The following is a 14,897-nucleotide window of genomic DNA, read 5'->3' on the forward strand; positions in this document are numbered from 1 at the left end:
TTTTTTGGTCGGCGAAAGAGGATTTGAACCTCTGACCTACTGGTCCCAAACCAGTTGCGCTACCAAGCTGCGCTATTCGCCGTTTTTAATAATAAGTTTTTAATAATATTTATTATATAGCATTATTATTTGGGGTGGCTAATGGGATTTGAACCCATGACCACTGGAATCACAATCCAGCACTCTACCAACTGAGCTATAGCCACCAATTTAAAAATTTTTCTCTATAAAAAAAAGAAAAAGTGCGCTCGACAGGATTTGAACCTGATACCTCTACCTTCGGAGGGTAGCGCTCTATCCAAATGAGCTACGAGCGCATTAAATATAAAAACAAATTAGATTTTAAAATTAATAATCTTGATTGTCCAGCTTTTTTTAAAAAAAAAATATATTTAATAAATATTACAAATATTTTTAAATTTACGAACGTTTCATCATGTCAAAAAATTCATCGTTTGTTTTAGTCATAGAGAGTTTATTAAGTAAGAATTCCATTGCATCTATTTCACTCATAGGATGAATAATTTTTCTTAAGATCCACATTTTTTGTAGTTCATCTGGTAAGGTTAACAATTCTTCTTTTCTTGTTCCTGATCGGTTATAATCAATAGCTGGAAAAACACGTTTTTCTGCAATTTTTCTAGATAATGGAAGTTCCATGTTTCCTGTTCCTTTAAACTCCTCGTAAATTACTTCGTCCATTTTAGAACCAGTATCTACTAGTGCAGTTGCAATAATTGTTAAACTTCCTCCTTCTTCTACATTCCGTGCGGCACCAAAAAATCTTTTGGGTCTATGTAAAGCATTAGCATCAACCCCTCCCGTTAAGACTTTTCCAGATGCTGGAACTACTGTATTATATGCTCTTGCTAAACGAGTAATAGAATCAAGTAGAATAATTACGTCTTTTTTATGCTCAACTAATCTTTTAGCTTTTTCAATAACCATTTCAGCAACTTGTACGTGTCTTGATGCAGGTTCATCAAAAGTAGAAGCAACTACTTCCCCCTTGACTAGTCTTTGCATTTCAGTTACTTCTTCTGGTCTTTCATCAATCAATAATACCATTAAAACGCAATCTGGATGATTGTAAGCAATGCTTTGTGCTATATTTTGTAGTAATATTGTTTTTCCTGCTTTTGGAGGTGCTACAATTAATCCTCTTTGTCCTCGTCCAATGGGTGATGCTAAATCTAATACCCTAGCTGTTAAATCTTCAGTAGATCCATTTCCACGTTCCATTCTTAATCTAGAGTTAGCATGCAATGGTGTTAAATTTTCAAATAATATTTTGCTTCTTGCATTTTCAGGTTTATCATAATTCACTTCATTTACTTTAAGTAGAGCAAAATATCTTTCACCTTCTTTAGGCGGTCTTATTTTTCCAGCGATAGTATCACCTGTGCGTAAATTAAATCTACGAATTTGACTTGGTGAAACATAAATATCATCAGGACCAGCTAAATAAGAGCTATCTGCAGAACGTAAAAAACCAAACCCATCTTGCAGTATTTCTAAAACACCGTCTCCAAATATATCTTCTCCACTTTTTGCATGTTGTTTAAGGATGGCAAAAATAATATCTTGTTTACGCATACGCGCTAAATTTTCCAACCCCATTTTTTCACCAAGAGTAATTAATTCAGAAACTGGCATATTTTTAAGTGCGGTAAGGTTCATAATGGTGGGTTCTTAGTAAAATCGGGGTATATCTCGAAATAAAAATTATGACATAATTTTAAAATTTACTAGTAAATTTTAAATGAAATTTTTAATGTTTTTCATTAACTATTTTAATATTTTTAGTTAATATGTTCATCTAAAAATTCTTTCAGTTGTAGTTTAGATATGGCTCCAACTTTTGTAGCAAGAACTTCACTATTATGAAATAATAATAACGTAGGAATACTTCTGATAGAATATAATGGTGCAGTATTGGGATTTTCTTCAATATTTAATTTTCCAATAATAATTTTATTAGAATATTCTGTTGATATTTCTTCTAAAATAGGTGCTAAAATTTTGCAAGGATTGCACCATTGGGCCCAAAAATCAACTAAAACAAAATTTTTTGAGTTTAAAACTTTTTCTTTAAAATTCTCATCGGTTAGTTTAACTATTTTATTCATTTTGATATGTTTGCTCAGTCGTAAGAAATTTTAAATAAAATAAAATTTGAATTCTTACAATTTAAAAGTATGTATTATCATAATATCATTTTTAATAATTTTTTAAAACTAAATTTAAAAAATTTTGTTTAAAATTATTTTGTTTTTTTTTGATTTTTTTTTAAAATTAGATATTTTTGATTTAATTTCTTTTATTTTTTCGATAGATTGATTTAAAAAAATATTTTTTTCCCATTCTAAATCTTCTTGAGGCAATTCAAACAAAAACCTGCTAGGTAGCATATCTAATATTCGTCCATATTGATTACGCTTATAACAGTAAGTAAAAAATAGCTGTTTTTTTGCTCGAGTTATCCCCACGTAAGTTAATCTTCTTTCTTCTTCTATATTGTTATTATCAATGCTTTTTTGATTAGGTAAGATTCCTTCACACATACCAATTATAAATACTGAAGAAAATTCTAATCCTTTAGAAGCATGCAAAGTCATTAATTGTACTTGATCTTGTTGTTCTTCTTTTATATTTTTTGCTGGAATGTCACGAATTGTCATTCGTGTAACAATTTGTGATAAAGTCATTGGTTGTTCAAAATCATCTCCTTTAAGCATATTTTTAAACCATTTTGATAAAGTATAAATATTGTTGATGCTATTTTTAACTTTATCAGGTTCTTTTAAAATTTTAGATAACCATATTTTGTATTCAATATCATCAATAATATAATCTAAAACATTATGTGGTTGTAAATAAGATAGTTTGGTAAACTTTTTTATTTTTAAAATAAATTTTTTGATTTTATTGATAGTTTTTTCTTTTAGAAAGTTTTTTATTAGTACATCATTACATACTTGAAAAAGACTTTTATTTGTTTTTTTTGCCCATTCTTCTAATTTTGTTAATGTAATTTTCCCTATTTGACGAGAAGGAACGTTGATAATTCTTAAAAAAGCATGATTATCATCTGGATTAATAACAATGCGAAGATAGCTTAATAAATCTTTAATTTCAGGACGAGAAAAAAATGATGATTTTTCTGAAATATTGTATGGTATATTTTCTTTTATTAAAACTTTTTCAACAATTCGAGATTGATAATTACCACGGTATAAAATAGCATGATCTTGATATTTTACTTTTTTTTTAAAGTGTTGGGAAATGATTTTTTTAACTATTTTTTCAGCTTCATTTTCTTCATTTTCACCTATGAGAATTTTTATAATTTTTCCATATTTAAGTTTGGAGAATAACTTTTTTTCTAAAAAATGTATATTGTTAGCAATAAGAATATTAGCAGCTTTTAAAATTCTACCCGAAGATCGATAATTATGTTCCATTGTTATAATTTTTAAACTGGGAAAATCTTTTCTTAATAAAAAAATGTTTTGAGGATTTGCTCCTCTCCATGAATAAATTGATTGATCTTCATCTCCAACTAATGTAAAACTAGAATTATTATTAGTAAGCATTTTAATAAGTTCATATTGGCTATTATTTGTATCTTGGTATTCATCTACTAATAAATATGAGATTTTTTTTTGCCAACGTGTTCTTATTTTTTTGTTGTTTTTTAATAATAATGTTGGTATGCAAATCAAATCATCAAAATCTAATATATTAGCTTGATAAAGATAATGATTATATTCTTTATAAATATATGCAAAATCTTTTTCTTCACTAGATTTTGCTAATAATTGAACTTGCAAAGGAGTAAAAAATTTATTTTTCCAATAAGAAATCATAAAATTTAATTTTTTTAATGCTTGAATACTATTGTATATTTCTTTTTTGCATATTTTTTTCAATAAGATCATTTGATCTTTTTCATCTAATAGAGTGAAATTATAATTAAATCTTAATTCATTAATTTCTTCTTTGATAATATTTAATCCCAATGAATGAAATGTCGAAATAGTGATTCTTTTTATTTGTGATATATTCAAGCATTGTGACAAGCGTATTCTCATTTCATAAGCAGCTTTATTTGTAAAAGTTACTGCTGCAATATTATCAGGTTTATATTCGCATTTATTAATTAAATAAATGATTTTATTAATAATAACTTTTGTTTTTCCAGAACCAGCCCCTGCTAATATTAGACAGGGACCATTAGTAAATTCAACAGCATTTTTTTGAGTAAGATTTAGAGACATAAAATATTAATACTTAATTGATAGATAATATTATTGAATTGATAAATAAAAATTGTGTATTTTAATTTTTATCTTGCAACTATAATAGATTTCATTTTGCTCATATAACTTCTTAGTTGACGTCCAATAATTTCTATTGAATGATTTTGAATCTTGTGATTTATTTTATATAGCTCAATATTATCTATTAATTGATTAGGTAACGAACAACCAAGATCACTTTTTTCAAGAGTTAACATGAATTTTTGTAAAATAGGATATGCTGCTTCAGAAAAAAGATAACTACCATATTCAGCAGTATCTGAAATAACTTTGTTCATTTCGTATAATTTTTTTCTTGCAATAGTATTAGCAATTAATGGTAGTTCATGTAATGATTCATAGTAAGCTGATTCTTGTATAATACCCGTTTGAATCATTGTTTCAAAAGATAATTCAATGCCTGCTTTTAATATTGCAACCATTAATGTACCATGATCATAATATTCTTGTTCTGGTATCTTACCTTGGTAAGAAGGAGCTTTTTCAAAAGCTGTATTTTTTGTATTATATCGCCAATTTAATAATTTTTTATCTCCATTTTTCCAATCTTTCATCATTTCATGAGAAAAATCGCCTGAAATAATATTATCCATATGTTTTTGAAATAATGGTGATAATATTTTTTTAATTGTTTTAGAAAGTTTATAAGCTCTTATTTTCGATGTATTAGATAATCGGTCCATCATTAAAGTAATACCGCCATGTTTGAGAGATTCTGTAATAGTTTCCCATCCATACTGTATTAATTTTGAAGCATATGCTGAATCATAGTTTTCCTTAATTAACTTTTCATAGCATAATAATGAGGCGGTTTGAAGCATTCCACATAAAATCGTTTGTTCACCCATTAAATCTGATTTTACTTCTGCTACAAATGATGATTCAAGTACACCTGCACGATGTCCTCCAATAGAAAAAGCCCATGCTTTTGCAATTTCTAATCCTATTTTGTTAATATCATTCTCATAATGTACTGCAATTAATGTCGGAACTCCAAATCCTCGTTTATATTCTTCTCGTACTTCTGTTCCAGGACACTTTGGAGCAACCATAATGACGGTAATATCTTTTCTTATTATTTCTCCAAATTCTACAATATTAAAACCATGTGAATAACCTAAACAAGAATTCTTTTTCATTAATGTTTGTAGTTTTTTTACAACATTATGATGTTGTTTATCAGGCGCTAAATTAATTACCAAATCAGCATTTGGTATTAGTGATTCATAATCACCTACATTAAAATTATTTTCAACAGCATTAATCCAAGATTGATTTTTTTCTAAAATGCTATTTTTTTTTAATGCATAAGAAACATGTAGTCCTGCATCTCTCATGTTCAATCCTTGATTTAAACCTTGAGCACCACAACCAATAATAACTATATTTTTATTTTTCAAGATGTCATTTTTTTTGTTAAATTCTTTTTTTTTCATAAAACGACATTTATTTATTTGATTAATTTTTTGTCTAAAATTTAATGTGTTAAAATAATTCATGTGTTAAAGATTCCTTTATCTTAAAAACATATTTTTAATTTAGAATTAATTATTTAAATATTGGATATTTTCTTATTATCTCTGACTGCTCCTTTATCAGCACTAGTACAAAAGAATGCATATGCTTTTAAAGCAGAAGAAATATATCTTTTACGATTATGAGGTTTATAAGCTAAAGATCCTTTTGATTCTTCTTCGAGAACACGATTGTATAGTTCTTTATCTGTGATATCTAAGTGAATTATTCTTTTGGGAATATTAATATTAATAATATCATTGTTTTTTACTAAAGCAATTACACCTTTGTTTGCAGCTTCAGGTGAAATATGTCCTATAGAAATACCTGATGTACCTCCTGAAAATCTGCCATCAGTAATTAATGCACATGTTTTATCTAAATGCATAGATTTTAAATATGTAGTTGGATATAACATTTCTTGCATTCCTGGTCCTCCTTTTGGACCTTCATAACGAATAACAATAATATCACCTGGATTTATTTTTCCATTTAAAATAGCGTTTGCTGCTTCTTCTTGACTTTCATATACTTTTGCAATCCCAGAAAAAATATAGTTTTCTTTATCTATTCCCGCAGTTTTTATTATACAACCGTTTTTTGCTAAATTCCCATATAAAACAGCTAATCCTCCATCTTGACTATAAGCGTATTTACAAGAACGGATACAACCTTTTTTACGATCATTATCTAGTGTTGCCCATCTGAAATCTTGAGAATATGGTTTTGTTGTACGAGTTCCGCCAGGTCCCGCTCGAAACATGTTAATTATATCAAAATTTCTTGTTGATAAAATATCATATTTATTTAATGTTTCTTCTAAATTAAGTTGCAATATATTTCTTGTTTTTTTATGTAATAAATTAGAACGATTTAATTCACCTAAAATACCCATAACACCACCTGCACGATGTACATCTTCTACGTGATATTGCGAAGTACTTGGTGAAACCTTGCAAATATGGGGTATTTTTTTAGATAGTTTATTAATATCAGACATTTTAAAATCAACTTTTGCTTCTTGAGCGGCTGCTAATAAATGTAGAATAGTATTCGTTGAACCTCCCATTGCGATATCTAATATCATTGCATTTTCAAAAGATTCTTTATTAGCAATATTTCTTGGCAAAATATTTTTATTGTTTTCTTTGTAATATTCTTCAGTAATTTTAATTATAGTTTGAGCTGATTTTATAAATAAATTTTTACGATCAATATGTGTTGCTAATAAAGTACCATTTCCAGGCAAAGATAAACCTAGAACTTCTGTTAAGCAGTTCATGGAATTAGCTGTAAACATACCGGAACAAGAACCACATGTAGGACAAGCGGATAATTCAATATTTTTAAGGAAATTATCTGATTTGTTAGTTTTTCCTCCATGAATAATAGCATCAACTAAATCAATTTTTATTGTTTTGTTATTTTTTTGTATTTTACCGGCCTCCATTGGACCACCAGAAATAAAAACTGAAGGTATATTTAAGCGTAAAGCTGCCATAAGCATACCTGGAGTTATTTTATCACAATTTGAAATACAAATCATTGCATCGGCACAATGTGCATTAACTACATATTCTATAGAATCAGAAATTAATTCACGTGATGGTAGAGAATATAACATTCCCGCATGTCCCATAGCTATTCCATCATCTATCGCAATAGTATTGAATTCTTTTGCCACACCACCTGATTTTTGAATTTCTTTAGAAATAATTGCTCCAACTTCATTTAAGTGGATATGTCCTGGAACGAATTGAGAATAAGAGTTGACTACTGCAATAATTGGTTTTTTAAAATCTTCATCAGTCATACCTGTAGCGCGCCATAATGATCTTGCTCCAGACATATTTCTACCTTGAGTAGTTGTAAAAGAACGATATTTAGGCATTTTAGATGACCTCAAAGATAAAAATTTTTAAAATTTCTTTTTAATAATATAAATTAAATTATAAAACTTTTATTGATAAGTTTTAGTCGAAAAAAAAATTTTTATTGGCAATATATATTTGGAAATTTTTAAGAAAAAACAGGAATTATATATTTATATAATGGTGATATTGATTTAATTTCTAATAATTTAAAAACAATTATTAATTATTAAAGAATTTTCAATTAGTGAATTTTGGCAGGGGTGGAAGGATTTGAACCTACAACTTTCGGTTTTGGAGACCGATGCTCTACCAAATTGAACTACACCCCTAATAATTATAAATTATTATTGATTAATATTATAATCTTAATAGAAATAAAAGTCTAGCATGTATTTTGCATATTTTAAAAAAAATAAATTTTAGTAATTTTTAGATTTAAAATTTTATTAAAATGATAGAATATATTTTATAAAATGTCATTTTAAGGTAAAAATTTATTATGAAAACTCCTATTTATTTAGATTATGCAGCAACTACTCCCGTAGAGTTTGAAGTTGCAAAGAAAATGATGAATTATTTAACATTTGATGGAATTTTTGGTAATTCTGCATCACGTTCTCATAAATTTGGTTGGAATGCAGAAGAAGCAGTTGATATTGCACGTAATCAAATATCTGATTTAATTGGAGCGGATTCTCGTGAAATTGTTTTTACTTCTGGTGCTACTGAAGCTAATAATTTAGCTATAAAAGGAATAGCTTTTTTTCACCAAAATAAAGGTAAACATATTATTACTAGTAAGACAGAACATAAATCTGTGTTAGATACTTGTAGATATTTAGAAAGTAAAGGTTTTATCTTGACTTATCTTACTCCTAAAAACAATGGAATTATTGATTTAAATGATTTAAAAAAAAACATAAAAAAAGATACTATACTTGTTTCAATTATGCATGTAAATAATGAAATTGGTATTATACAAGATATTGATAGCATATCAAAGATTTGTCGAAATAATGGGATTTTTTTTCATGTAGATGCAACTCAAAGTGTAGGAAAAATATCTATTAATTTAAAAAAATTATCTATAGATTTAATGTCTTTTTCTGCTCACAAAGTTTATGGTCCAAAGGGAATTGGTGCTCTTTATGTTCGTCGTAAACCACGTGTTCGATTATTATCATTAATGCATGGCGGTGGTCATGAGAGAGGAATGCGTTCAGGAACACTACCTGTTCATCAAATTGTAGGCATGGGTGAATCATTTATGCTCGCTAAAAAGAAAATACATGATGATTTTATTCATTTAACAAAATTAAGAAATCTTCTTTGGAATGGTATTAAAAATATTGAAGAAGTGTATTTGAATAGTGATCTACAACAAGGTGTACCTCATATATTAAATGTTAGTTTTAATTATGTTGAAGGTGAATCGTTAATTATGGCTCTTAAAGATTTAGCTATTTCTTCTGGTTCTGCTTGTACTTCTGCTAGCTTAGAACCTTCTTATGTTTTAAAATCTTTAGGTATAAAAGATGAATTAGCTCATAGTTCTATTCGTTTTTCAATTGGTAGATTTACTACAGAAGAAGAAATTACACATACAATAAAATTAGTTCATCAATCTATTAGTAGATTACGTGAACTTTCTCCTTTATGGGAAATGTTTAAATCAGGAGTTGATTTAAATAGTATAGAATGGGATCATAGTTAAAAATTATAATTAATACAAGGTGATTTAAAATGGCTTATAGTAAAAAAGTAATGGATCATTATGAAAATCCACGAAATGTTGGATCTTTTTCTAATTCCGATCTTAATGTAGGAAGTGGATTAGTAGGTGCACCTGCTTGTGGCGATGTAATGAAATTACAAATAAAAGTTAATGAGAAAGGTATTATTGAAGACGCATGTTTTAAAACATACGGTTGTGGTTCTGCGATAGCATCAAGTTCATTAGTTACTGAATGGGTTAAAGGTAAATCAATAACAGAAGCAGAATCAATTAGAAACACTACTATAGTAGAAGAATTAGATCTTCCTCCAGTAAAGATTCATTGTTCTATTTTAGCAGAAGATGCTATTAAAGCTGCTATAGCTGATTACAAGAGTAAAAAACATTTAAATTAATTTTGCAATTGTTTAGTGTTGAAAGAATATTTTCTTTCAACATGTTATTTTTTTATATTTGATACTATTAAATTTGATATAGGTGATTTATGAATTATTTTTCATTATTTAAAATTCCAAAAAATTTTAAAATTGATGAAAAGTTACTTTCTAAAAATTTTTATAAGTTACAATCACAATTTCATCCTGATTTGTTTATAAATGATTCTGAAGTCAAAAAAAAAATAATTTTGGAAAAATCAATACAAATTAATAAAGGTTATGCAACTTTAAAAAATTTTTTAAATAGAGCGATATATTTTCTTTTCTTAAATGGTTTTGAAATAAAAAGAGAAACCATTTTATTAGAAAATAATAGTTTTTTAATGAAATACTTTTCTTTATATGAAGAATTGGATGATTTAAAAAAAAATAATTTTAATAAAAAACATTTAGATGATTTTATAGAAAAAATAGAAAAAAAAATCACGAATTATAAAAATGAAATTGAAATGAAATTTGAAAATAAAAAATATGAAGAAGTTATTCCAATAATTGCAAAATTTCTTTTTTTTAAAAAAATACGAGATAATTTAAAAAAAGAATATAATATCTTTTTAAGACGAATAGATTAGGATAATTTTACATGATTTTTTTTAAAAAAAAACATAATAAAAAATTATTTTTAGGTATTGATCTTGGTACTACTTATTCTTTAGCTGCTACAGTTAGGGAAGACAATACAGTTTTATTATTAGATAAAAAAAAACGTTATTTATTACCATCAATTGTTCAATATAAAAAAAATAGCATATTAGTAGGTTGGGAAGCTTTAGACAACATTGTTAAAGATCCTTCTAATACAATTACTTCTGTAAAACGTTTATTAGGTCGTTCTATGGATTTCATTAAAAATGAATTTCCAGTTCTTCCATATATTATTGAAGAAGATAAGAATGGAGCTATATTTTTTCATACAAATGGTGGTCATATTACTCCTATTGATGTTTCTAGTGAGATATTAAAAAATTTAAAAAAAAGAGCCGTTTTTTTATTTAATCAAGAAATAGATGCAAGTATTATCACTGTTCCAGCATATTTCAATGATCTTCAGAAAAAAGCAACTAAAAAAGCAGCTATTATATCTGAAATTAATCTTATTAGATTATTAAATGAACCTACTGCTGCTGCTATAGCATATGGTTTACAAACAAAAAAAAGAGGTAACATTGTTATATATGATTTAGGTGGTGGCACTTTTGATATTTCTATATTAAATTTAAATAATAAGGGAATATTTGAAGTATTAGCAACTAGTGGAGATTCTAATTTAGGTGGTGATGATTTTGATCATGCTTTAGCAAATTACATTTACAAAAAATCAAATTTATTAAATAAATGCAATGAATTTTTTCAAGCATCTTTACTTCAAATTGCAAAATCGACAAAATTAAAATTAACAAAGTATAAAATAGTTAAAATTCATTTTTTAAATTGGAAAGGTTATATTACTATTGATGAATTCAATGCAATTATTGTTAATTTTGTTAAAAAAACTTTATTAATTTGCTCAAATTTACTTGAAGAAATTAATTTATCAGTTGATAAGATTGAAGAAGTAATAATGGTAGGTGGGTCTACTCGTGTTCCATTAGTCTATCAAGAAGTTTCAAGATTTTTTAAAAAAGTCCCATTAAATTCAATTAATCCTGATCAAGTTGTAGCTATAGGTGCAGCTATGCATATTGATATGCTTATGCATAGTAATAACGTTAAAAATAAAATAATATTGTTAGATGTAATACCGCTTTCTTTGGGTATTGAAGTTATGGGTGGATTTGTCGAAAAAATTATTTTGCGAAATACTTCACTTCCTATTTCAAAAACAAAAGAATTCACAACTTATAAAGATAATCAAACATCTATTCTTATACATGTTTTACAAGGTGAAAGAGAATTAGTAAAAAATTGTATTTCATTATCTCGCTTTGTTTTAAGAGGTATTAGACCTCAAAAAGCTGGATTAGTTAGAATTTTAGTTACATTTCAAGTTGATACGGATGGATTAATTAACATAAAAATTCTGGATAGTTGTAGTAATAAAGAAAAAAATATGAAAATTGATAATAATGTTGTTTTAAAAAATCTAAATATTCCTGAGATATTAGAAGATTCTTTAAAATATTCAAAAGATGATTTTTGTTTTAGAATAAAAGAAGAAAAAAAAATTGAATCTATTCGTATTTTAGAAATTTTAAATCAATCTTTAAACCAACATAAAAAATTAATTGGTGAGGAAGAATTAAAAAAAATAAAATACATCCAACAAAAATTACAAAAATCTATTGAAGAAGATGATTTTTTTTCTATTAAAGCCAATCTAAAAAAATTAAATGAAGTGAGTAAAAATTTCTTTTCATTACAACTGAAAAATGCTATTAATTCTTATTCTACTAAAAATGTTTTAAAAGAGAATATATAATGCCTAAAATTTTATTTTTACCTCATAAGATTATATTGCCCCATGGTGGTGAATTTGAAGCAAAGCAAGGAGAAACAATATTAATTGTTGCACTACGGAACAATGTTAAATTAGAACATGCATGTGAACAATCATGTGCTTGTAGTACTTGTCATTGTATTATAAGAAAAGGATTTTTTTCTCTTTCAGGATGGTCTGAAAAAGAAGATGATGTTTTAGATAAAGCTTGGGGTCTCGAATCTGAAAGTCGTTTGAGTTGCCAAGCTGTTATTGGGAACATTGATATTACGGTAGAGATTCCTTTATACAATGTGAATTATACTACAGAATGTTAATTTTTATTTTTTGTGTAGGGATTTAAGTTGTCTTTAAATTTTATTTGAATAGGTGTTCCCTTTATTTTAAGACTATTATAAAAAAAATTCGTTAAATATCGCTTATAAGGTAAAGATAAATATTTAACTTGATTGCCATGTATAATAACTTTAGGTGGATTAGAACTACCTAAGTGTGCATATTTTAATTTTATTCGACGTCCTTTTATTATTGGTGGTTGATGTTTTTTAATTGCCATATGCATGGTTTTTGTAAGTATTGATGTATTGATCTTTCTTTTCGATGCTATATAAGATTCGTTGATTGATTTAAATAATTGAAATATTCCCTTTTTATATAATCCAGATACAAAATGTATTCTTGAATAATAAAGAAATTTTAATTTGTTTTTGATTAGTTCTTTTGTTTTTTTTAATTCTGAAGAATTTAATAAGTCACATTTATTTGCAACTATAACAATCCCTTTTCCCGATTTAATGATAAAATCAGCTAACGAGAGATCTTGATGGCATACTTGAATATTTGCATCTATTATTAATAGTATTACGTTAGATTTTTCAATGGTTTGTAATGTTTTTATTATTGAAAACTTTTCAAAATCATTCACATGTCTCTTTTTTTTGGCCGCTCCTGCTGTGTCAACTAGGGTATAATTCTCATAATTATATTTAATATTCGTCGATATACTGTCTAAAGTCGTACCAGGTACATTGCATGTAATCATTCTTTCTTCTTTTAAAATTCCATTAATTAAAGTTGATTTTCCGACATTTGGTCGGCCAATAAAAGCTACCTTTATAGGTGATTTATTTGATTTTTTATTTTTATATGATTCATCTATTTCTTCTTTTTTGAAATTTATTTTTATCCAGGGAATTAAGTGTTTAGTAATAAGAGTATTTATACCTTGATTATGACTAGCAGAAATTTTATGTATTTTTTTAAATCCTAATGAGCAAAATTCGTTGAATGTAGAGACTTGATTGATACCGTCAATTTTATTAATAACCAGAATAGTTTTTTTTTGATAAGTTCTTATTTTTTTTGAAATTTCATATTCTTGCAGCATTAATCCATCTCGAGCGTCTACTAAAAATAAAATTAAATGCGATTCTTTTATAGCTATCAATGTTTGTTGATATGCTTTTTTTTCTATTTCATTTGATTTGATATCTAGACCTGCTGTGTCAATTAAAATTATTTTTTGATTTATTTCTAATGTACAGTATCCATATTGTCTGTCTCTAGTGACTCCTGGATGGTTAGCTACTAATGCATTTTTAGTTTTTGTTAAAACATTAAATAAAGTAGATTTTCCTACATTAGTACGGCCGATTAATACAATAATAGGTATCATTTTAAATATACACTCTTTTGATAATTTCATGTTTTATAATAAATTTTAATATTTTATATATTGCATTTATTTTTTAATTTATTGAACTTATTTTGATTTTTTTAATTCATTGATTTTCATGTTAATAATTTCTTTAGATGCATTAGAATCTTCGATTAAAAAACTTTTTTTCCAACATTCTAACGCTTGTTTTTTGTTATTTTCAATAGCGAAAATATCACCTTTTATATTTTCAGTTATATTGTCCCAATTATGGTTATGAATTGTTTTAAGAATGTTTATTGCTTCTTTGTTTTTATTTTTTTGAATTTGTATTTTTGCCATGTTTAACTTCAAAATATTTTTTAAATTTTCTTCTTTTGTATATTTTAAACTGTTTTTTAATTGAATATATGCTTTATCAAAATTCTTATATAGAACATATTTTTTGGCTAGAGATAAAGCTGTTAAGGTTCCATAAACGTTCTGATTTTTAAGTATAAAATTTTCTACTTCATCTAAACTTTTAGGGTTTTTTTTATTTATTTTTTTTGTGATTTTTTCATATTTTAAAAACTCTGAATTTTTTTCATTTATTACAAAAGGGTATTTCCAATAAAATAAAATAAAGCCGATAATAAGAAAAAATAAAATAAGAAAAATGATTTTTATTTTTGACATATTAAAAATTTTACCTCTATTAAGTTTGAATAATTTTGTTATTAAATTTAATTTTTATATAAAAAAATATTTTTTTAATCATGAATGCAATAAGAGCTTTCGTAATGATGAATATTTGGTTCAATTTAGTTTAAAATAATAACATATAAAAAAGTTATCCGTATGAAAATCACCGATTGTACACAGTTAGTTCATAGAATAAGTTCTTTTATAATCAATACTGCAGACCACTTATCCACAGA

Annotated in this window: 12 protein-coding genes and 4 tRNA genes; 5 read left to right on the top strand and 11 right to left on the bottom strand. The window is 26.2% G+C overall.

The genetic code is table 11. The features are described from left to right. Window positions 1–5 precede the first annotated feature (5 nt). The 9 genes from D9V72_RS03025 to D9V72_RS03065 form a co-directional block, all read right to left on the bottom strand. A tRNA-Pro gene (locus D9V72_RS03025) sits at window positions 6–82 on the bottom strand. 48 nt (window positions 83–130) lie between these two features. Then, window positions 131–206: transfer RNA gene (locus D9V72_RS03030), tRNA-His, on the bottom strand. A 37-nt stretch (window positions 207–243) separates the two neighbouring features. After that, a tRNA-Arg gene (locus tag D9V72_RS03035) sits at window positions 244–317 on the bottom strand. A 103-nt stretch (window positions 318–420) separates the two neighbouring features. Further along, on the bottom strand, window positions 421–1,680 hold the full coding sequence (rho, locus tag D9V72_RS03040) for a transcription termination factor Rho (RefSeq protein ID WP_158338928.1): 1,260 nt from the start codon (window positions 1,678–1,680) through the stop codon (window positions 421–423). A 122-nt stretch (window positions 1,681–1,802) separates the two neighbouring features. Next, the gene (gene trxA, locus D9V72_RS03045; RefSeq protein WP_158355390.1) at window positions 1,803–2,129 is read right to left on the bottom strand and encodes a thioredoxin TrxA; all 327 of its coding nucleotides are present in this window, start codon (window positions 2,127–2,129) and stop codon (window positions 1,803–1,805) included. Window positions 2,130–2,243: 114 nt separating this feature from the next. After that, window positions 2,244–4,280, bottom strand: a complete 2,037-nt coding sequence (rep, locus tag D9V72_RS03050; protein ID WP_158355393.1) for a DNA helicase Rep — start codon at window positions 4,278–4,280, stop codon at window positions 2,244–2,246. A gap of 68 nt (window positions 4,281–4,348) precedes the next feature. Beyond that, window positions 4,349–5,821 (bottom strand): ketol-acid reductoisomerase, encoded by a 1,473-nt coding sequence (ilvC, locus tag D9V72_RS03055; RefSeq protein ID WP_158355395.1) that lies wholly within the window; start codon window positions 5,819–5,821, stop codon window positions 4,349–4,351. A gap of 53 nt (window positions 5,822–5,874) precedes the next feature. Beyond that, complete coding sequence (ilvD, locus tag D9V72_RS03060; RefSeq protein ID WP_158355397.1) at window positions 5,875–7,728, bottom strand: dihydroxy-acid dehydratase; 1,854 nt, start codon at window positions 7,726–7,728, stop codon at window positions 5,875–5,877. Between the two features lie 235 nt (window positions 7,729–7,963). Next, window positions 7,964–8,040, bottom strand: a tRNA-Trp gene (locus tag D9V72_RS03065). Window positions 8,041–8,210: 170 nt separating this feature from the next. Between D9V72_RS03065 and D9V72_RS03070 the strand changes: the two genes are divergently transcribed. From D9V72_RS03070 to fdx, 5 genes are all read left to right on the top strand, one after another. Next, complete coding sequence (locus D9V72_RS03070; RefSeq protein WP_158355399.1) at window positions 8,211–9,425, top strand: IscS subfamily cysteine desulfurase; 1,215 nt, start codon at window positions 8,211–8,213, stop codon at window positions 9,423–9,425. Between the two features lie 29 nt (window positions 9,426–9,454). Beyond that, window positions 9,455–9,841: a Fe-S cluster assembly scaffold IscU gene (iscU, locus tag D9V72_RS03075; RefSeq protein WP_158340902.1), complete on the top strand. Its 387-nt coding sequence runs from the start codon at window positions 9,455–9,457 to the stop codon at window positions 9,839–9,841. A gap of 89 nt (window positions 9,842–9,930) precedes the next feature. Then, complete coding sequence (gene hscB, locus D9V72_RS03080) at window positions 9,931–10,455, top strand: Fe-S protein assembly co-chaperone HscB (protein WP_158355401.1); 525 nt, start codon at window positions 9,931–9,933, stop codon at window positions 10,453–10,455. 11 nt (window positions 10,456–10,466) lie between these two features. Further along, the gene (hscA, locus tag D9V72_RS03085; RefSeq protein ID WP_158355403.1) at window positions 10,467–12,302 is read left to right on the top strand and encodes a Fe-S protein assembly chaperone HscA; all 1,836 of its coding nucleotides are present in this window, start codon (window positions 10,467–10,469) and stop codon (window positions 12,300–12,302) included. Further along, the gene (gene fdx / locus D9V72_RS03090; protein WP_158355405.1) at window positions 12,302–12,637 is read left to right on the top strand and encodes an ISC system 2Fe-2S type ferredoxin; all 336 of its coding nucleotides are present in this window, start codon (window positions 12,302–12,304) and stop codon (window positions 12,635–12,637) included. The genes hscA and fdx overlap by 1 nt, the downstream gene beginning before the upstream one ends. On the opposite strand, the gene der is transcribed toward fdx, so the two are convergent. Continuing rightward, the gene (gene der / locus D9V72_RS03095; protein WP_158355407.1) at window positions 12,634–13,995 is read right to left on the bottom strand and encodes a ribosome biogenesis GTPase Der; all 1,362 of its coding nucleotides are present in this window, start codon (window positions 13,993–13,995) and stop codon (window positions 12,634–12,636) included. The two genes, fdx and der, sit on opposite strands and share 4 nt — an antisense overlap. A gap of 87 nt (window positions 13,996–14,082) precedes the next feature. Further along, the gene (locus D9V72_RS03100) at window positions 14,083–14,664 is read right to left on the bottom strand and encodes a YfgM family protein (protein ID WP_158355409.1); all 582 of its coding nucleotides are present in this window, start codon (window positions 14,662–14,664) and stop codon (window positions 14,083–14,085) included. Window positions 14,665–14,897 lie beyond the last annotated feature (233 nt).

It is taken from the genome of Buchnera aphidicola (Macrosiphum gaurae) (assembly GCF_005080965.1).
Taxonomy (GTDB): Bacteria; Pseudomonadota; Gammaproteobacteria; order Enterobacterales; family Enterobacteriaceae; genus Buchnera; species Buchnera aphidicola_S.